Source organism: Actinacidiphila oryziradicis, from assembly GCF_005047355.1.
Taxonomy (GTDB): domain Bacteria; phylum Actinomycetota; class Actinomycetes; order Streptomycetales; family Streptomycetaceae; genus Actinacidiphila; species Actinacidiphila oryziradicis.
In genome coordinates, this window is sequence record NZ_SUMC01000014.1 from 60503 (window position 1) to 77656 (window position 17154).

The 17154-nt window shown below is 69.2% G+C and carries 16 protein-coding genes; 9 read left to right on the forward strand and 7 right to left on the reverse strand.

Translation table 11 applies throughout. The annotated features are described in order from the left end of the window. Positions 1–16 precede the first annotated feature (16 nt). A complete protein-coding gene (locus tag FCI23_RS17035) occupies positions 17–1336 on the reverse strand; it encodes an ABC transporter substrate-binding protein (RefSeq protein WP_136724750.1) in 1320 nt (439 codons plus the stop codon). Positions 1337–1474: 138 nt separating this feature from the next. On the opposite strand from FCI23_RS17035, the gene FCI23_RS17040 reads away from it, so the two are divergent. The 3 genes from FCI23_RS17040 (at position 1475) to FCI23_RS17050 (ending at position 5755) form a co-directional block, all read left to right on the forward strand. Then, positions 1475–2719 (forward strand): ROK family transcriptional regulator, encoded by a 1245-nt coding sequence (locus tag FCI23_RS17040; protein ID WP_136724751.1) that lies wholly within the window; start codon positions 1475–1477, stop codon positions 2717–2719. Between the two features lie 344 nt (positions 2720–3063). Then, positions 3064–4251 carry an alginate lyase family protein gene (locus FCI23_RS17045; protein WP_136724752.1) on the forward strand — a complete coding sequence of 396 codons (1188 nt, stop codon included), beginning with the start codon at positions 3064–3066 and terminating at the stop codon, positions 4249–4251. A gap of 76 nt (positions 4252–4327) precedes the next feature. Beyond that, positions 4328–5755, forward strand: a complete 1428-nt coding sequence (locus FCI23_RS17050; protein ID WP_136724753.1) for a chitinase — start codon at positions 4328–4330, stop codon at positions 5753–5755. A 268-nt stretch (positions 5756–6023) separates the two neighbouring features. Here FCI23_RS17050 and FCI23_RS17055 read toward each other — a convergent pair whose 3' ends face one another. Both FCI23_RS17055 and FCI23_RS56415 read right to left on the reverse strand, forming a co-directional pair. Beyond that, positions 6024–7058, reverse strand: a complete 1035-nt coding sequence (locus FCI23_RS17055; RefSeq protein ID WP_136724754.1) for a Gfo/Idh/MocA family protein — start codon at positions 7056–7058, stop codon at positions 6024–6026. Between the two features lie 52 nt (positions 7059–7110). Further along, positions 7111–7257 (reverse strand): hypothetical protein, encoded by a 147-nt coding sequence (locus FCI23_RS56415; RefSeq protein ID WP_169316819.1) that lies wholly within the window; start codon positions 7255–7257, stop codon positions 7111–7113. A gap of 94 nt (positions 7258–7351) precedes the next feature. Between FCI23_RS56415 and FCI23_RS59665 the strand changes: the two genes are divergently transcribed. From FCI23_RS59665 to FCI23_RS17080, 4 genes are all read left to right on the forward strand, one after another. Then, on the forward strand, positions 7352–8026 hold the full coding sequence (locus FCI23_RS59665) for a hypothetical protein (RefSeq protein ID WP_246143764.1): 675 nt from the start codon (positions 7352–7354) through the stop codon (positions 8024–8026). Between the two features lie 26 nt (positions 8027–8052). Then, positions 8053–9087 (forward strand): phosphogluconate dehydrogenase (NAD(+)-dependent, decarboxylating), encoded by a 1035-nt coding sequence (gnd, locus tag FCI23_RS17070; RefSeq protein ID WP_136724755.1) that lies wholly within the window; start codon positions 8053–8055, stop codon positions 9085–9087. Then, a complete protein-coding gene (gene zwf, locus FCI23_RS17075) occupies positions 9084–10568 on the forward strand; it encodes a glucose-6-phosphate dehydrogenase (protein WP_136724756.1) in 1485 nt (494 codons plus the stop codon). Before gnd ends, zwf begins: the two co-directional genes overlap by 4 nt. A gap of 399 nt (positions 10569–10967) precedes the next feature. Then, on the forward strand, positions 10968–11219 hold the full coding sequence (locus tag FCI23_RS17080) for a hypothetical protein (RefSeq protein WP_136724757.1): 252 nt from the start codon (positions 10968–10970) through the stop codon (positions 11217–11219). Between the two features lie 15 nt (positions 11220–11234). Here FCI23_RS17080 and FCI23_RS17085 read toward each other — a convergent pair whose 3' ends face one another. Beyond that, positions 11235–12644: a putative hexosyltransferase gene (locus tag FCI23_RS17085; protein WP_136724758.1), complete on the reverse strand. Its 1410-nt coding sequence runs from the start codon at positions 12642–12644 to the stop codon at positions 11235–11237. Positions 12645–12849: 205 nt separating this feature from the next. Then, positions 12850–14079, reverse strand: coding sequence for an MFS transporter (locus FCI23_RS17090; protein ID WP_136724759.1), 1230 nt, complete (start codon positions 14077–14079; stop codon positions 12850–12852). 155 nt (positions 14080–14234) lie between these two features. Here FCI23_RS17090 and FCI23_RS17095 point away from each other — a divergent pair, with 155 nt between their 5' ends. Then, positions 14235–14693, forward strand: coding sequence for a MarR family winged helix-turn-helix transcriptional regulator (locus FCI23_RS17095; protein WP_136724760.1), 459 nt, complete (start codon positions 14235–14237; stop codon positions 14691–14693). Between the two features lie 110 nt (positions 14694–14803). Then, complete coding sequence (locus FCI23_RS17100) at positions 14804–15412, forward strand: GNAT family N-acetyltransferase (protein WP_136724761.1); 609 nt, start codon at positions 14804–14806, stop codon at positions 15410–15412. Positions 15413–15423: 11 nt separating this feature from the next. Here FCI23_RS17100 and FCI23_RS17105 read toward each other — a convergent pair whose 3' ends face one another. Both FCI23_RS17105 and FCI23_RS17110 read right to left on the reverse strand, forming a co-directional pair. Further along, a complete protein-coding gene (locus FCI23_RS17105; RefSeq protein WP_136724762.1) occupies positions 15424–15669 on the reverse strand; it encodes a thioesterase II family protein in 246 nt (81 codons plus the stop codon). Positions 15670–15832: 163 nt separating this feature from the next. Further along, entirely contained in the window at positions 15833–16888 is a 1056-nt protein-coding gene (locus FCI23_RS17110) for an MBL fold metallo-hydrolase (RefSeq protein WP_246143765.1), read from the reverse strand. Positions 16889–17154: the final 266 nt, after the last annotated feature.

Below are 17154 nucleotides of genomic sequence, written 5' to 3' on the forward strand. Positions count from 1 at the left end.
GTCATCGGACGGGTCCTCACGAAGCCGGCATCTGCTGCTGTGCCTTGGTCAGGGCCGTCTTGACGCTCGCGGTGGTGACCGCTTTGCCGGCGGCGGCGTCGGCGAGCAGGTCCTTCATGGCGGTGCCGACGAGGGTCTCGAACTGGCTCTCGTTGGGGACCTGGGGCAGCGGGGCGGCGCTGGAGGCCAGGGTGTCGGCGAGCACGGTCTGTTCGGGGGCGCTGAAGGCCTTGTCACCCTGCGCGGTCTTGACCGATGGCAGCGAGCCGTAGGTGCCGTTGAGGATCTTCTGCTCGCTGTCGCTGGTCATGAACTTCACGAAGTTCACGGCGCCGTCGAGGTTCTTGGTGTTCTTGAAGACGGCGAGGTTGATGCCGGCGACCATCGAGTTGATCTTGGTGCTGCCGCTGGGATTGGCCGTCTGGAAGGGGACCGGGGCGACCCCGTAGTCGGCGGGCTTCATGCCGTGCGACTTCAAGGAGGAGCCGGCGGCCTGCCACAGCAGCATCGCGGCCTTGCCGGTGGCGAAGTCGCTGACGGACTGGTTGGCGGCGTACTCGGCGTTGCCGGGTGCGGCGATCTTGTCCTTGGCCATGAAGTCGATGTACTGCTTGACGGCCGCGACCGCCTGAGGGCTGTCGAACTGCGGCTTGCCGGAGGCATCGAAGAAGTCCGTGCCGTGCTGCTTGCCGAGGACGAAGGCGTGGTGGATGTTCTCCGAGGGGTTGCCGCCCTCCATGGCGAGGCCGTAGTGGCCGTTGCCGGTGAGCTTCTTGCCGTCGGCGACGAGTTCGTCCCAGGTGGTGGGCGGGGTGGCGATCCCGGCGGCCTGGAACATCTTCTTGTTGTAGTACAGGCCGTAGGCCAGCGAGTACAGCGGCACGGCGGCCGGGTCCTTGCCCTGCGCGCCGGCGGCGGCCAGGGCGGCCGGTACGAAGCGGTCCTTGCCGCCGATCTTGGCCAGGTTCGCGCTGTCCCACGGTAGCAGCGCGCCGGTGGCCTGCAGGGAGGCGGACCAGGTGTTGCCGATGTTGAGGACGTCCGGGCCCTGGCCGGAGGTGGTGGCGGCGAGGATCCGGTTCAGCAGGTCCGACCAGGGGACGACTTCGAGCTTGACCTTGATCCCGGTCTGCTTCTCGAACTTGTTCAACTCCGGGGTGAGCACCTGCTTGTCGTTCTCCAGGCTGGCGCCCTGGTTGCTCGCCCAGTACGTCAGTGTCTTGGGGCTGCTGTTGCCGCCGCTGCCGTTGGTAGAGCTGCCGCCGCCACAGGCGGCGGTGGTTCCGGTGAGCACGGCCGCGAGGGCGGCGGCCGCGAGAACCCGGTAGTTGAGCATGACCGGTCCCCTCTCAGGGGTGGGATCGCTTCAGGAAGTGAACTGTGACACGACTTAATTCACGTCGTGATTTAACTTATGAGAAAAGATGGCGTCAAGACTTCGCGCAGCGATAGATTTGGAGCGCTAGGAGGCAACATGACGCAGCGAGGCAGGCGGACCGTACGTGACCTGCGAAGAGGCAACCGTTCGGCGCTGCTGCGCCATCTGTACTTCGAAGGGCCCCTGAGCCGCCAGGAACTCGCCGGGCACACCGGCTTGAGCTCCGGCTCCGTCAGCAACGTGGTCGGGGACCTGATCGGTGACGGGGTGGTCGAGGAGGCCGGATCCGTCGAGTCCGACGGCGGCCGGCCCCGCGTCCTGCTCCAGGTCGCCCGCCGGAACGGCTATCTGATCGGCGTCGACGTCGGCGAGACCCGGGTGCGGGTCGCCCTCTTCGACCTGGCGCTGACCGAACTGGCCACGGCCGACCACCCGTTGTCCGACAGCGGCCACGATGTCGGCCAGGTGGTGAGCCTGGTGCTGAAGGGCCTGACGGCGGTGGTGCGCGAGGCGGGCATCGACCAGGCGGCCGTGGTCGGCGTCGGCGTCGGAGTGCCCGGCATCGTCGAACAGGGCGACGACGGGCCCGTCGTGCACGGGCAGACCATCGGCTGGGACGCGGTCCCGCTCGGCGCCCTGCTGCGCGACGGCACCAGCATGCCGCTCCACGTCGACAACGGCGCCAAGACCCTTGGCCAGGCCGAAATGTGGTTCGGCGCCGGCCGGGGGGCCCGCAACGCCGTGATCGCCCTGCTCGGGTCCGGGGTCGGCGCCTGCGTGGTCGCCGACGGCAAGCCGTACCGCGGCGCGACCAGCAGCGCCGGCGAGTGGGGGCACACCACCTTGCGGGTCGGCGGCCGACGCTGCCGCTGCGGGGCACGCGGCTGCCTGGAGGCCTACGTCGGGGCCGAAGCGCTCGTCGAACGCTGGGGCGGCGCCCCGGAAGGGGCCAGCGAGGAGGCCGCCATCGCCGCGCTGCTCCGCGCAGCCGACGAGGACGACGCCTCCGCGCGGGCCCTGCTGGACGAGACCGCCGAGTACCTCGGCGCCGGGATCTCCGACCTGGTCAACCTGTTCAACCCCGAGCTCATCGTGCTCTCCGGGTGGACCGGACTCATGATCGGTCCGCGGCTGCTGCCCGCCGTGCGCGAGGCGACAGCCGCGTACTCCCTGCGGCACCCGTGGGACCGCGCGTCGGTCGAACTGGGGCGGCTGGGGCCGGACGCGGTCACGGTGGGCGCGGCCACACTGCCGCTGGCCCGTTTCCTGGACGCCGGAGGCGCGGGTGCCCACGGCCGGGACCGGGTGGCCGGGACCACAGACTTCGAACCCGCGTCCTGAATCCGGGGCATCACGCTCACGCCGCCCGATGAGCCGTCCGCCGGCCGGGCCGCCAGGCGCCGCCCATCGGCACGCGACGCCGCCCCACCTATTCGCGCGGCCTCTTACTGAACGCCGGACCACGGCTCCAGGCATTGAAGGCGGGGGGCTTGACGTGTCCATTGGTCTAGTCCTACCTTCTCGGTCATCCAGCCGTTCACGGGGGAGAGACGTATTCATGTACGTGAATACGCCGAGTCTCACGGCATCCACACGGGAAGGCCTCGCCCATGCCCGACATACACCTGCGCCCGCTCCGACCAAAGCCGCGCAGACGAAAGGTTCTCTCTCTCCTGGTCACCGTCATGTCCGGCGCGCTCCTGGCCGCAGTTCTCGCGGGTCCGGCATCCGCGGCGAAACCGTCGCCCGCCGCCGCCACTGCCGCCGCGGTCGTGACCCCCGCAGCGCCCACCACGTTCACCCACCCAGGCGTCCTGGTCAGCCAGTCACAGTTAGACTTCGTGCGCACCCAGGTGCAGGCGGGCGCGCAGCCCTGGAAGAGCGCGTACGACCAGATGATGGCGTCCACGTACGCCTCGCTGTCGCGGACGCCGGCGCCACGGGCGGTCGTGGAGTGCGGGTCGTACTCCAACCCGAACTACGGGTGCACCGATGAGCGCGAGGACGCGATCGCCGCGTACACCGACGCGCTGGCCTGGTACATCACCAAGGACGCGCGGTACGCGCAGAAGGCGATCCAGCTCATGGACGCCTGGTCGGCAGTGATCACCTCGCACACCAACAGCAACGCACCGCTGCAGACCGGCTGGGCCGGATCGGTGTGGCCGCGGGCGGCGGAGATCATCCGCTACACCTACACCAGCTGGCCCAATGTGGACCGCTTCGCGACGATGCTGCGCACCGTCTACCTGCCCGAGGTCATCAACGGCTCCAACAGCAACGGCAACTGGGAGCTGAGCATGATGGAGGCCGCCGTCGGCATCTCCGTCTTCCTCAACGACGGCACCAGCTACGACAAGGCGGTGACCCGGTACCTGAACCGGGTGCAGGCGTACATCTACCTGGCCACCGACGGATCCCTGCCCAAGACAGTGCCGGGCAGCGGGCTGGACACCAGCGCGAAGATCGTCAGTTACTGGCAGGGCCAGTCCACATTCGTGACCGGGCTGACCCAGGAGACCTGCCGGGACTTCACCCACACCGGCTACGGCATCTCCGCCATCTCACACGTCGCCGAGACCGCCCGCATCCAGGGCCAGGATCTCTATCCGCAGGTCGGCGAACGTCTGCGGCAGGCGCTCGGTTTCCAGTCCAAGTACCAGCTCGGCGCCTCCGTCCCGTCCTGGCTGTGCGGCGGGAGCCTGAACCTCGGCCTCGGCCCCATCACCGAGGTCGGCTTCAACGCCCTGCACAACCGCCTGGGCATCGCCATGACCAACACCCAGGCGCTCACCGAGCAGCAGCGACCGGCCGGCTCGAACAATCTGTTCGTCGCCTGGGAGACCCTCACCCACGCCAACAACATCAGCTGAGCGACCGGCCCGCCCTCCCCGCACCACCACCGCCTCCTTCCCCCCTCACGCGAATTCGCGGACAGGAGCTACCCACATGCCAAAAATACGCTTCCGGCTCAGATCTTTCTCGGCCGCGGCCGCCGTCACGGCCCTCGCCGCCGGGCTGCTGCTCGGCTCCAGCACGACCGCGAGCGCGGCCAACGCCGGCCCCGGTTTCCCCGCCCGGTACGCCGCGCCCTACGTCGAGACCTGGAACTCGCCCTCAGCGATGGCCAGTGCCCAGTCCGCCACAGGCCTGAAGTACTTCACCCTCGCCTTCGTCATCGACGGTGGCAGCTGCAACGCCACCTTCAACGGAAACACCTCCATATCGGACAGCAGCTGGCAGTCGGCCATCAACAGCCTGCGGGCCTCCGGCGGTGACGTCATCGCCTCCTTCGGCGGTGCGGCGGGCACCGAAATCGGCCTGTCCTGCGGCTCGGTCGCCGCACTCAAGGCCCAGTACAAGTACGTCATCGACACCCTCAACCTCACCCGCGTCGACTTCGACATCGAGGGGAGTGCCCTCGACAACACCACGGCCAACGACCGCCGCAACCAGGCCCTCGCCCAGCTCCAGACGGAGTACGCCGCGGCCGGCAAGAAACTGGACGTCCAGTACACCCTGCCCGTCGACCCGACCGGTCTGCTGCAGAACTCGCTGAACCTGCTCAACAACGCCAAGAGCAACGGCCTGAACGTCAACCTGGTCAACATCATGACGATGGACTACGGGGCGTCCATGGACATGGGCCAGGCGGCCATCAGCGCCGCTACCGCGCTGCACACCCAGCTGGGGCAGCTCTGGACCTCCAAGACCTCCGCCCAGCTGTGGGCGATGGAGGGCAACACCCCCATGATCGGTGTGAACGACTCCACCAACGAAGTCTTCAGCACCGGCAACGCCTCCTCGCTGGAGAGCTTCGCCGCGAGCAACGGCATCCAGGAACTCTCCTTCTGGTCCCTCGGCCGGGACAAGGCCTGCTCCACCAACGGCACGCTCTCCGACACCTGTAGCGGCACCTCGCAGAGCGCGTACCAGTTCTCCCGGACCTTCAACGCGATCACCGGTGGGTCCTCGGGCGGCGGCACCCAGCCCACCGGCCAGATCACCGGCTACGGAAGCAAGTGCGCCGACGTCGCCTCGGCCAGCACCGCCAACGGCGCCGCCATCCAGCTCTACGACTGCAACGGCACCGCAGCCCAGCAGTGGACCGTAGCCTCCAACGGCTCCCTGCAGGTCCTCGGCAAGTGCCTCGACGTCACCAGTGCCGGCACCGCGAACGGAACGCTGACGCAACTGTACGACTGCAACGGCACCGGATCGCAAGTGTGGCAGAAGGGCTCCAACAGCAGCCTGGTCAACCCCCAGTCGGGCCGCTGCCTGGACGCCGCCGGCCCCAGCTCGGCCAACGGCACCCGACTGCAGATCTGGGACTGCACGGGAGCGTCCAACCAGATGTGGACCCTGCCGGCCGCGTAGTCCGGCCGGCCACTACGCCGCCCCTGCCAGCGGGATCACGCTTCCGGTGGCAGGGGCGGAACCAGCGCCCCGGTCCGGGAAGCAGAGCGCGCCGCCCTACCGCGCCCGCCGGATGGTCGCCTTGCTCCCAGGCTCCGCTCCCCCGGCCGGCCGGCTTTACCAGGGAACGGTGCAGCCAGCCGCGGTTCTGACCCGTCAGCGGCTGCGGTTCCATGATGACGGGAGCGCCAGCGCGTCGCGCGGAAGGACGGACACCCGCCACGGAAGGTCAGGGCAGACGCACGACCTCGCCACTGAGCGCGCTGGCCCGCGCGGCGTCCAGGACAGTGGCGGTCGCCACCGCGTCCCACGGATCGACGGGTACCGGTCGGGTGCCGCGGACCGCGGCCGCGAATGCCGGGTAGAACAGGTCCCATGCGCCGCGGGCGGTGGGCGCCGTCTCGGCGTGGTCTCCCCGCAGCACCTGTCCCCAGCGCTCCTTGGGCTCCACGCCCCAGCGGTCGCCCTTCGACGCCGGCGTGGCACCGCCGAGCAGCAGTGCCTCCTGCCCGTCCACACCGTTGACGACGTAGGTGCCGGAGGTACCACTCGCGCGGAAGCGCGGACCCGGCGCGCCCTGCCGCCAACTGCCCCAGAGATGCGACTGCACGCCGCTGCGGTGGCTCAGCGCGACGAAGACGTCGTCGTCGAGCCCGTCCTCGCCGTCGTGGCTGTGCATCTCCGCGTAGACCCGCTCGACCGGTCCGGCGAGCACCAGCGCCTGGTCGACCAGGTGGCTGCCGAAGTCGAGCAGCGTGCCGCCACCGGCAGCCGGCGGCCCGGGCTCGGGGGCGAACCTCTCGAACCGTGACTCGAACCGGGTGGGTGTGCCGAGCGCTCCGGAGTCGGTCAGTCCTCGCAGCGTGAGAAAGTCTGAGTCCCAGCGGCGGTTCTGGTAGACCGTCAGGGCCACTCCGAGCCGCTCGGCCAACTCGACGGTCTCCTGGGCACTGCCGGCATCGAGGGCGAACGGCTTGTCGCAGACCACAGCGAGGCCGAGGCGGAGAGCCTGCTGCGCCAGCGGGATGTGCGTCGCCGCCGGTGTCGAGATCGCCACCGCTTCGGCGCCGGCCCGGGCCAGTTCCTCCAGCGAGGTATACGTAGGGCGGTTCAGCTCCCGGGTGACCTGTTCCTGGCGCTCGGGCGAGTTCTTGGTGACCACGCCCAGGAACTCGCACTCTGCGGCGGAGGCGAGCAGCGGCGCGTGGAAATACCTGCCCCCGAAGCCATAGCCGGCAAGACCGATGCGCACTGGCTCCGTCACGGTTTTCTCCTTCTCTACGATGATCGCTCTACGATCACCGGGGATTATGACATCAGCGGAAACGGCCGGGACGGAACGCCGCGAGGAGCGGGCTGCGGTCCCCGGTCACCATTTCATCGGCGAGCAGCTCACCGGCGATCGCGATGGGTCGGCCCTCGTCTCCCGCAGAGCGCTGCGCCAGCCGGACGGAGCAGTCCACCGCTCCACACTGGTGGCCAGTTGCGGTGGCACGGTGTTGGTGGTGCTGTTGAGAGTGCGGAGGTGCAGGCCAGCCGGTCGCCGAGATCATCGCCATGCCGCGTGCGTACATCGTCGAGGACACCCGCGGGGTGATGAAGTTCGTGATCGACGCCGAGACCGACGAGATCCTGGGCGCCGCCCTGCTCAGCGTCGACGCGCAGGAACTGATCAACACCGTCGCGCTCGCCATGCGGCACGGCATCAAGGCGGCCGAACTCCCGCGACGCCGTCTACACCCACCCCACCTCCACCGAAGCCTTCAACGACGTCCTCGCCACTATCGTCCGAGCCGACACGTAAGGAGGCTACCGGCGTGCATCCATCCCGCAGACGGCCGTGATCGTCGAGTGGCGACGCGTTCGGCTGCGACGGCGGTGCCGATCACCGCCGCGCCGGCGATTGAGGCGATGCCGCTCGCAGCCGACCGCCTCATCGAGGCAGTTTGCCGCGACCTCACCGCGGCAGACGGACACGGAACCGCGGCGGCGGTCAGAACGATCTGGACAGCCGACCACATCGACCTCGTCCAACGCCTCCAAGCAGTGATCCTGGAGCCCCCAGGGGGTGATCTGGGACATCGACTCCTTCGACCAGTGGGGGGGGTGGAGCTCGGCAAGGTACTTGCGGCCCGGATCACCCCCGAACTCGCCTCCGACGCCGAACCGGAGCTCGCCCACGACTCGTCGACCAACGCCCTCATCCGTCGTTACCGCGCCCTGAAACGCTAGGGCCTCGTCCCCACAGGAGAGCAGCCATGGCTACCGACACCCCCATGCAGCTCGGCATGATCGGACTCGGCCGGATGGGCGCGAACCTCGTGCGCCGGCTCATGCGCGACGGCCACCACTGTGTGGTCTATGACCTCAACGAAAGCGCCGTGAGGGAGCTGGAGGGCGAGGGCGCCGTCGCGGCCGGCACGCTCGGCGACTTGGTGGCGAAGCTGGAGCGGCCACGGGCCGCTTGGCTCATGCTGCCTGCCGCCGTCGTACAACCCACACTCGACCAGCTGACCGAGCTCCTCGATCCGGACGACGCGGTCATCGACGGCGGCAACTCCTACTACCGCGACGACATCACCCGTGCAGCGCAGCTTGCTCCTCGCCGCATTCACTACCTGGACTGCGGGACCTCGGGCGGAGTCTGGGGACTCGATCGCGGCTACTGCCTCATGATCGGCGGCGAGCCCGAGCCCGTCGCCCGGCTCGACCCCATCTTCCGAACCATCGCGCCCGGTGTCGGCTCCGCCGAGCCGACACCGGGCAGACACGCCAACGGGACAGCCCCGGACGGCTATCTGCACTGCGGTCCGAGCGGAGCCGGGCACTTCGTGAAGATGGTCCACAACGGAGTCGAGTACGGAATGATGGCCGCGATCGCCGAGGGACTCAGCATCATCGAGCACGCGGACGCCGGGCGTCGCAAGCGCACCGCCGACGCCGAGACCGCCCCGCTGCGCGAGCCGGAGGCCTACCAGTACGAGATCGACGTCGGCGAGGTCGCCGAAGTATGGCGCCGCGGCTCGGTCGTGGGCTCCTGGCTCGTCGACCTCGCCGCTGACGCACTTGCCCGGTCACCGAAGCTGGAGGAATTCACCGGGCGTGTCTCGGACTCCGGCGAAGGGCGATGGACGGTACTGGCGGCGGTCGATGAAGGCGTACCCGCCGCCGTGATCAGCACGGCGCTCACCGACCGATTCCAGTCCCGGGGCCTGGGGGAGTTCGCCGACAGGGTCCTGTCCGCCATGCGCGGTGAGTTCGGCGGACACGCCGAGAAGAGGAGCCGGCCGTGACACGCCCGGACGACCATGTGATCGTGCTCTTCGGCGCCACCGGCGACCTCGCCAAGCGCAAACTGCTCCCTGGACTGTTCCACCTCGCCAGAGCGGGCCTCCTCCCGGACGGCTACCGCATCGTGGGCTCGGCTCCGGCTCAGTATGCGCCGAACGACGATGCATTCCGCAAACACACCCACGATGCGATCGCCGCCTTCGGACGGTCCGAGCCGTCCGGGCCGGTGTGGCAGTCCTTCGAGGACTCGCTGTCCTTCGGCGCGGCCGACCCCCAGGATCCTGCCCCGCTGCTCGCGGCCGTACGAGCGGCCGAGGACTCCCTCGGCGGGCAGCCACGCAGACTGTTCCATCTGGCCGTTCCGCCCTCCGCGTTCGCATCCGTCATCCGAATGCTCGGCGACACGGACCTGGCGGAGAACTCGAAAGTGATCGTGGAGAAGCCCTTCGGCAGCGATCTCGCTTCAGCACGAGCGCTCAACGAGACCATCCACGCCGTCTTCGACGAATCCCGGATCTTCCGCATTGATCACTTCCTCGGCAAGGAGTCGGTGGACAATATCCTCGCCCTCCGCTTCGCCAACGGCATGCTCGAACCCATCTGGAACCGGGACCACATCAGCCATGTGCAGATCGACGTGCCCGAGACGCTCGGCCTCGAGGGCCGTGCCCACTTCTACGAAGGAACCGGAGCCTTCCGGGACATGATCGTCACGCATCTGATCCAGGTGCTCGGCATTGTGGCGATGGAACCGCCTGTCTCGCTCGCCGCTCAGCCGTTGCGCGACGAGAAGGCCAAGGTCTTCGAGGCGCTGCGCCCCATCGAACCCGGGCATGTCGTACGCGGACAGTACGACGGCTACCGCGAGGAACCGGGTGTCGCCCCCGATTCACAGACCGAGACGTACACCGCGCTGCGGCTGGAGGTGGACAACTGGCGCTGGGCGGGAGTGCCGTTCTACCTGCGCTCCGGCAAGAACCTCGCACAGCACCGCGAGGTGATCACTCTCGGCCTGCACGAGCCGCCCCTGAGGATGTTCCGTGCCGATCTTCCCCGGCGGGAGAAGGACCGAGGCAACAAGATCGTGATCGATTTCGGGGACCCCGGGTGGATCGCCGCCTGCTTCCTCGCGAAAGAGCCCGGCCCCACCGCGCGCCTCGCACCGGCAACGATGACCTTCCGCTACGCTGAATCCTTCTGCCAGAAACACGGACTCGAAGGCTACGAGCGGTTGATTCTGGACGCCATGCTGGGCGACCAGTCGCTGTTCACCCGGTCGGATGGCATTGAGCACATCTGGGAGGCATCGGCCCCTCTACTCGGCAACCCACCACCGCTCCAGCCGTACGCCCCCGGTTCATGGGGCCCCGAACCGGCTGTCACCGAACTCATCGCACCACACCAGTGGTACCTGCCGGACGCCGACGGAGACGCCATCGAGGTCCTGGCCGAGGCCGGCTCTGAAAGTGCGCAAGGCAGGTAACCCCAGGCTAACCCGACCAAGCGGGTGTCTTAGAGGCCGCGCGAATAGATGGGGCGGCGTCGCGTGCCGATGGGCGGCGCCTGGCGGCGTTGTCGTCGGTCAACGACGCTCCGCGTCGCCTCCCTCCTCCGCCTTGCCAGACTTGCCCCTCGCCCCGCTCCTTCCTCCACCCCACCTATTCGCGCGGCCTCTTAGCCGAGACTGTCAGAGAGGGGCGTGCGCCGTACGCGGGGCGGCGTTCCCCGCACGGTGTGAAGCTGAACGCCTCATACGGTGGGAGCGACAGTCAACCTCACGATCGGGGTTGATCATCGGTTGTTCACTGAGACTTGCCGACGGTCGACGTCGTGCTCGCTGAGCTGGTACCGACGCTGCTGACGGGGCCGGGCCAGGAAGATCATGTGTCTCCTGCCCAACTCCGGGCATGCCCCCGGCGCGGCCGCGGCCCGCGTGCACCGCAAAAAGTTCCGTACGCCCGCCGACGCGGGCAGCCAGACCATGACCGTCGACTCCGTCCGCGCCTCCGCCTGGGATTCCGGCACATCGCAGACCGGTGCGATCAAGGGCATCGGCGACATGTGCGCCGACGTCGCCGGGGCCTCGGACACCGCGCCCACCGGCATCCGCCTGACGCTCACCCCCTTCTCGTAAGCGGGACCCACCGCCCTACCCCAGCCAACTCCAGTCGTGGCCGACGCTGTCGTGGACCAGCGCCAGGGCCGTGGTCGTCAGGATCAGCCAGCGGACCATCGAGCATCTGGGGAGCAGCGCCACCATGACCCAGACGACCGCCGAATACCAGGGCATCGACCAGGGCGCCGCCAGGATCCAGGCGAAGGTGAGCGCGATGAACACCGCCACGGACGGCGGGGCCTTCGGCGACATGCGGCGATGGATCAGCCACGCGAGGGCGAGCGCCAGGACGGGCCAGACGATGCCGATGGCGGCGCTGGTGCCCATTCGGCCGATGGTGACCTGGCCGAGCTTCTGGACGACCCACCACAGTGAGGGCATCGCAACCAGATGTGAGGCCGCCGAGAGCGGGGCGAGCGCATGCGTCCCGTACCAACTGTACCCAGCGGCGAGTACGAAGGCACCGGAAAGCCCCTGCCGGGCGACTCGTCCCCAGGCGCGTTCGCGCAGCAGCGGCCATAGCAGAGCGATGCCGAGCAGGGCTGCGCTGATCTTGATGCTGCAGGCCAGCCCGACAAGCAGACCGACGATGAGGTCGTCGCGGGGCCGGGCGTAGTTGCGGGCACAGTGGACGGCGCAGACCGCCAGGGCGGCCACAATGGTGTCCAGGTGCCCACCCGCGACGAGCACGACCATCAGCAGGGGATTGGCGACCCACAGTAGGCCGGCCCTGACCGGGTCCGCGGCCGTGCGGATGAGGACGTACCCGGTGGCAAGGAACGCCGCACCGTTCGCGAGCATCAGCAGCCAGACGGTCAGCCAGGGCCGGTGACCGCCGATCTGGGCCGCCGCGGCTTGCAGCCAGGTCGCGACCGGCCCGTACACCGACGCTGTCGCGAGCCATGTGTGGCTGACCAGGTGTGCGTAGTCCCCGCCCAGCTGCCCGGGCGTGATCACGTACGGATCGCCGCCGAGAGCTGCGATCCGGCCGTAGGCGGCGTAGCTCGCCGTATCGGACGAGCCGACCGGCGTCAGGTTGGTGATGACCGCCACCGTGACGGCGCCGGCCGCGAACAGTCTTCGGGGGCTGGGGCGCCAACCGCTGCTGTGCGCCCCGAGCAGACCCACCAGCCCCAGGCCCGACAGCAGGACGGCGGCAGTGGTCACCGTAGTGGAGACCAGCGCCGACATGGGGCCGAGCAGGGGCAGCGGTAGAGCCATCCCCAGGGTGTTGTTGTTGGGCGCGCCGGCGCCGACGAGGACCAGGAGTACGATGCTGGCCGCCGATACGGATACGGCAACCCTCGGGCGGGTGAGCGCCCGGTAGCAGAGCCATTGAAGGAGCGCCCAGTCCAGAGAGGTGGGGAAGACGGGCGCGAAAGATGGCTCCCGGGCTTCCGCGGCATCCTCCCGCCACGGGGCCGGGGAGAGGCTCGGGGGCATCGGTTCTCCTCACCGCCTTCCTGCGCCCGCTGGGATTCGGATGGCCCGGGCGATCGGCCAAGCCGCGATGTAAGCTACTACACACTGTAGACACTGATGCGACTGCCCTGATCCGCCCCGTATCTTCCCATTCCCCGAAGTCAAACCGGCCGCGGCGCCACTGGCCGGTCGGCGAGGCCTCTCAGGCCGCCGCTCAGCCCGCGTCTCAGCCCGAATCGCGGACGCCTCCGGCGAGCGCACCGCGCCGCTCGCCCGTCTCGCCGGCGGGCAGCCGGACGGATCCGGCGCCACCGTGGCGGCGCTCGATGGCGCCGGAGAGGATCGCGAGCACGAGGGCGGAAGCGGCGAGGGCCGCGCCGACCCAGTTGGGGGCGGTGTAGCCGAGGCCGGCCGCGATGACGATACCGCCGAGCCAGGCGGAGAGGGCGTTACCGAGGTTGAAGGCGCCGATGTTCACGGCGGAGGCGAGGGTGGGGGCGCCCGCGGCCTGGTCCAGGACCCGCTTTTGCAGCGGCGGCACGGTGGCGAAGCCCAGGGCACCGATCAGCGTGACGGTGACCGCCGCCGTGACCTTGTTGTGGGCGGTGAAGGTGAAGAGGGCCAGGACCAGGGCGAGGGAGCCCAGGGAGACGTACAGCATGGGCATCAGGTGACGGTCCGCGTAACGTCCGCCGAGCAGATTGCCACCGACCATGCCGAGGCCGAAGAGAACCAGCAGCCACGTCACGGAGGTGTCGGCGAAGCCGGCGACGTCGGTCATCATCGGCGTGATGTAGGTGATGGCGGCGAATACCCCGCCGAAGCCGAGGACGGTCATTGCCATCGCGAGGAGCACCTGGACGTTACGGAAGGCGGCCAGCTCATGGCGCAGCCGTACGCCCTGGGGCCTGGGCTGCCCGGGGACGAGCCTGGCGATGCCGGCGAGGCCTATGACACCGAGCACGGCGACGAGCAGGAAGGTGACGCGCCAGCCGAGGTGCTGGCCCACCAGGGTGCCCAGCGGGACGCCGATCACATTGGCGACCGTCAGGCCCGTGAACATCATCGCGATCGCGCCGGCCTTCTTCTGCGGCGCGACCAGGTCGGACGCGACCACCGAGCCGATGCCGAAGAAGGCGCCGTGCGCGAGTGAGGAGACGACCCGCCCGGCGAGCATCAGGCCGAAGGTGGGGGCGAGCGCGGAGAGCACATTGCCCGCGATGAACAGCCCCATCAGCAGCATCAGCATGCGCTTGCGGGAGACGCGGGTGCCGAGGATCGTCATCAGCGGTGCGCCGATGACGACACCGAGTGCGTACCCGGTGACCAGGAGGCCGGCCGTGGGGATCGAGACACCGTAGCCGGCGGCGACCTCGGGCAGCAGCCCCATGATCACGAACTCGGTGGTGCCGATCCCGAAGGCCCCGATAGCGAGGGCCAGTAGTGCGAGAGGCATGGGGGTCACCTTCCAAGCAGGAATGCATACGCGCCTTACCTGCGCAGACAATACTTGCAGACGCGCACTACTTGCAAGCGCCTGATATTGCGAAGATGTCCTATCCTGGTCTGTGGGCGCCCAACCGCCCGTACCAGGCCGCAGGAGGAGCTTCCATGACCGCCACGGATCCCGCGCTCACCGCCCTCTCCAGCGGCTGGTGCGCGCTGTCCCTGCTGCACGGCAGGATCGAGGCGCATGTCGAGCGCGCCCTGCAGGCCGGGCACGGCCTGAGCGTGCGCGAGTACTCCCTCCTGGACGTGCTCAGCCGCCAGCACAACGGCGAAGGCGGCCACCTGCGCATGACCCAGGTCGCCGACTCCGTCGTGCTCAGCCCGAGCGCGACCACCCGCCTGGTCTCCCGCCTGGAGGAACGGGGGCTGCTGTCCCGCTACCTCTGCCCGACCGACCGCCGAGGGATCTACACCGACGTCAGCCAGGACGGCCTCAGGCTCCTGGCCGAGGCCCGGCCCACCAACGACGCCGCCCTCCGCGAAGCCCTGGCCCAGGCCGCCCGGAACCCGGAGCTCGCGCCCCTGGTCAGGGCCGTCGAATCACTGAACGTCCCCGCATGACCCGGGCCCCGTCACCGGTGGGCGAGGCCGTGCCCGGCCCCGCTCGGTCCGGCCCCGCAGATACCGGGAAAAGCGCCTTACGAGGTCGCCGGTCCGATTAGCGTGCGCATATGACAGTACGGTTCCCCGCTCCTGTCTTCATTCAGGGCCGGTACATCCGGCTGGTGCCCCTGGACCCACTCCAGGTCCCGGACCTGTTCGAGGCCGGAGGCGACGACGACGGAGTGTGGAACTGGCTGCCGACGATCACGCCGCGCTCGCAGGCGGAGCTGAGCGCGGTCGTGGAACAGCGGCTCGCCCAGCAGGCCGCCGGCGAAGCGGTGATGTTCACCGTTGTTCCGCATACGACCAACCGGCCGACGGGCTGGGCCGCCTACACGGACATCTCGATCGCGGACGAGCGGCTCGACATCGGCTATCAGTGGCTGGGACGGTACCTGTGGGGTACTCCGGCACACCTCGAGACGCACTTCATGCTGATGTACAACGCCTTCGAGAATCTCAACTTCGGGCGGGTCCAGTGGCAGCTCGATCATCTCGACCAGCTCTCCCAGGAGATCGTGACCCGTATCGGGGGCATCCCCGAGGGCGTCCTGCGGCGCCACCTCAGACGGACGGACGGCTCATGGCGCGACACGGTGTTCTACTCGCTGCTCGCTTCCGAATGGCCCGCCGCCCGGGACCGGTGGATGGCCGGCCTGATCCTCGACTGGCGCTGATCGGCCGGGGCTCAGACACGGGAAGTGAGCCGGGACCGGAGGAGGGCGGCCAGCTTTTCCTGATGTTCTGTCAGGTAGAAATGGCCGCCGCTGAACACCTCCAGCCCGAAGGATGCGGTGGTGTGGTCGCCCCAGGCCGCCGCCTCGGCGGGGGTGACCCTCGGGTCGGCGTCCCCGGCAAGGGCGGTGACCTGCCTGCGCAGTTCGGCGACCAGGCGGTCGTCGGTCTCAAGATGCAGACGGTCTGCGCGGGGCACGGTCGGGGCCCTGCGGCCCGAGACGAAGAGCGCCTCGGGGCGGGACGCCGAGGGCCGGGACGGCGGCAAACAGCTCAGGAAGCTTAGCGGCCGCGCGAACAGGTGGGGCGGCGTAGCGTGCCGACGGGCGGCGCCTGGAGGCGTCGTCATCGGTCAACGACGGTCAGCCTGGTCCGGCCAGGGTGTACAGCACGGGGCTGCCGCTCCCCGGGTGGTGCGGGGCCAGCTGCCCGCGCTCGACCAGCAGGACCAGGTGGGCGAGGGTTTCGCCCAGCGCAGAGCGTCGGAGCGTGTCCTGGATGGAGTCCCAGCCCCGGGACCAGGTGAGCCGCTCCGTCACCTGCCAGGCGGTCGTGGGGCCCAGAGCCCCGATCACGGCGAGGATCTCCGCCAGGCGGTCCTCGTGGTGGGCGCGCAGGGCCCCGGTCCGGGAGGCCAGGCCGTGGAAGCGGTATTCGTGGGCGGGCAGCGCCTCGGCCGAGTCATAGCTCGCCGTGCGCTCCAGCGAGGCCAGATAGGTGCCCAGCGGGGGCGCGGGACTGTTCGGGTGCAGGCTGATGTTCGGGCTGATGCGCGGCAGTACGTGGTCGCCGGTGAGCAGGACGTCCTCGTCCTGCTCGTACAGGCACAGATGGCCGGGAGTGTGGCCGGGAGTCCACACCGCGGTCAGCCGCCGGCCGGGCAGTGGGACGGCGTCGCCGTCCTCCAGTAGTACGTCCGGCTCGGGCATACCCATGAGCAGGGCCACGATCCCGGCCTTCCAGCCGAGCTCCGCCACCACCCCGGCCGGCACACCCGCCTCCGCCAGCCAGACCCCGTCGGCGTCGGTGTCGGGGGCGGCGCGCCAAGCGCGCGCGGGGAGCGAGTCACGCTCGGCCGGGTGCATGGCCACCCAGGCCCCCGATGCGTCGCGCAGACGTGCCGTCAGGCCGTGATGGTCGGGGTGTACGTGTGTGACCACGATCCCGGTGACATCCGCCGGGGTGACGGCCGCCGACTTCAGCCCCTCCTCCAGCGCGCGCCATCCGGCGTCGCTGTCCCATCCCGGATCGACGACCACCAGGCCGGTGCTGCCTGTCAGCAGGTGGCACAGGGTGTAGCGCAACGGGTTGTCCGGGATGGGCACCGGGATGGACCACAGACCCGGCCGCACCTCTTCGACCGGCGGTTCCGTACGGGCCTGCCAAGCTTCCCACTGCGCCATTCCGGTCACCCGCACGGGCGCCCCTCTCCGCTTGCTCGCCCTGCCTGTGCCGCGAGATGACTTACCTATCGATCGCTAAAACACTACGAGGTGACTGATCGGCAGGTCAATGCCTGCCCAGGTGACGACGGACACTAAGCTCTCCTGAGGATCATGAGCTGCCGCCGACATCCGCCTTGGTTCGATTTCAGCCGCCTCTCAGGTTTCTCGCACAAACCTCTCAGACTCCCCCGCGACAGTCGGTAGGGCGGAACCGCCGAGCTGTCGGCCCGCTCGCACCA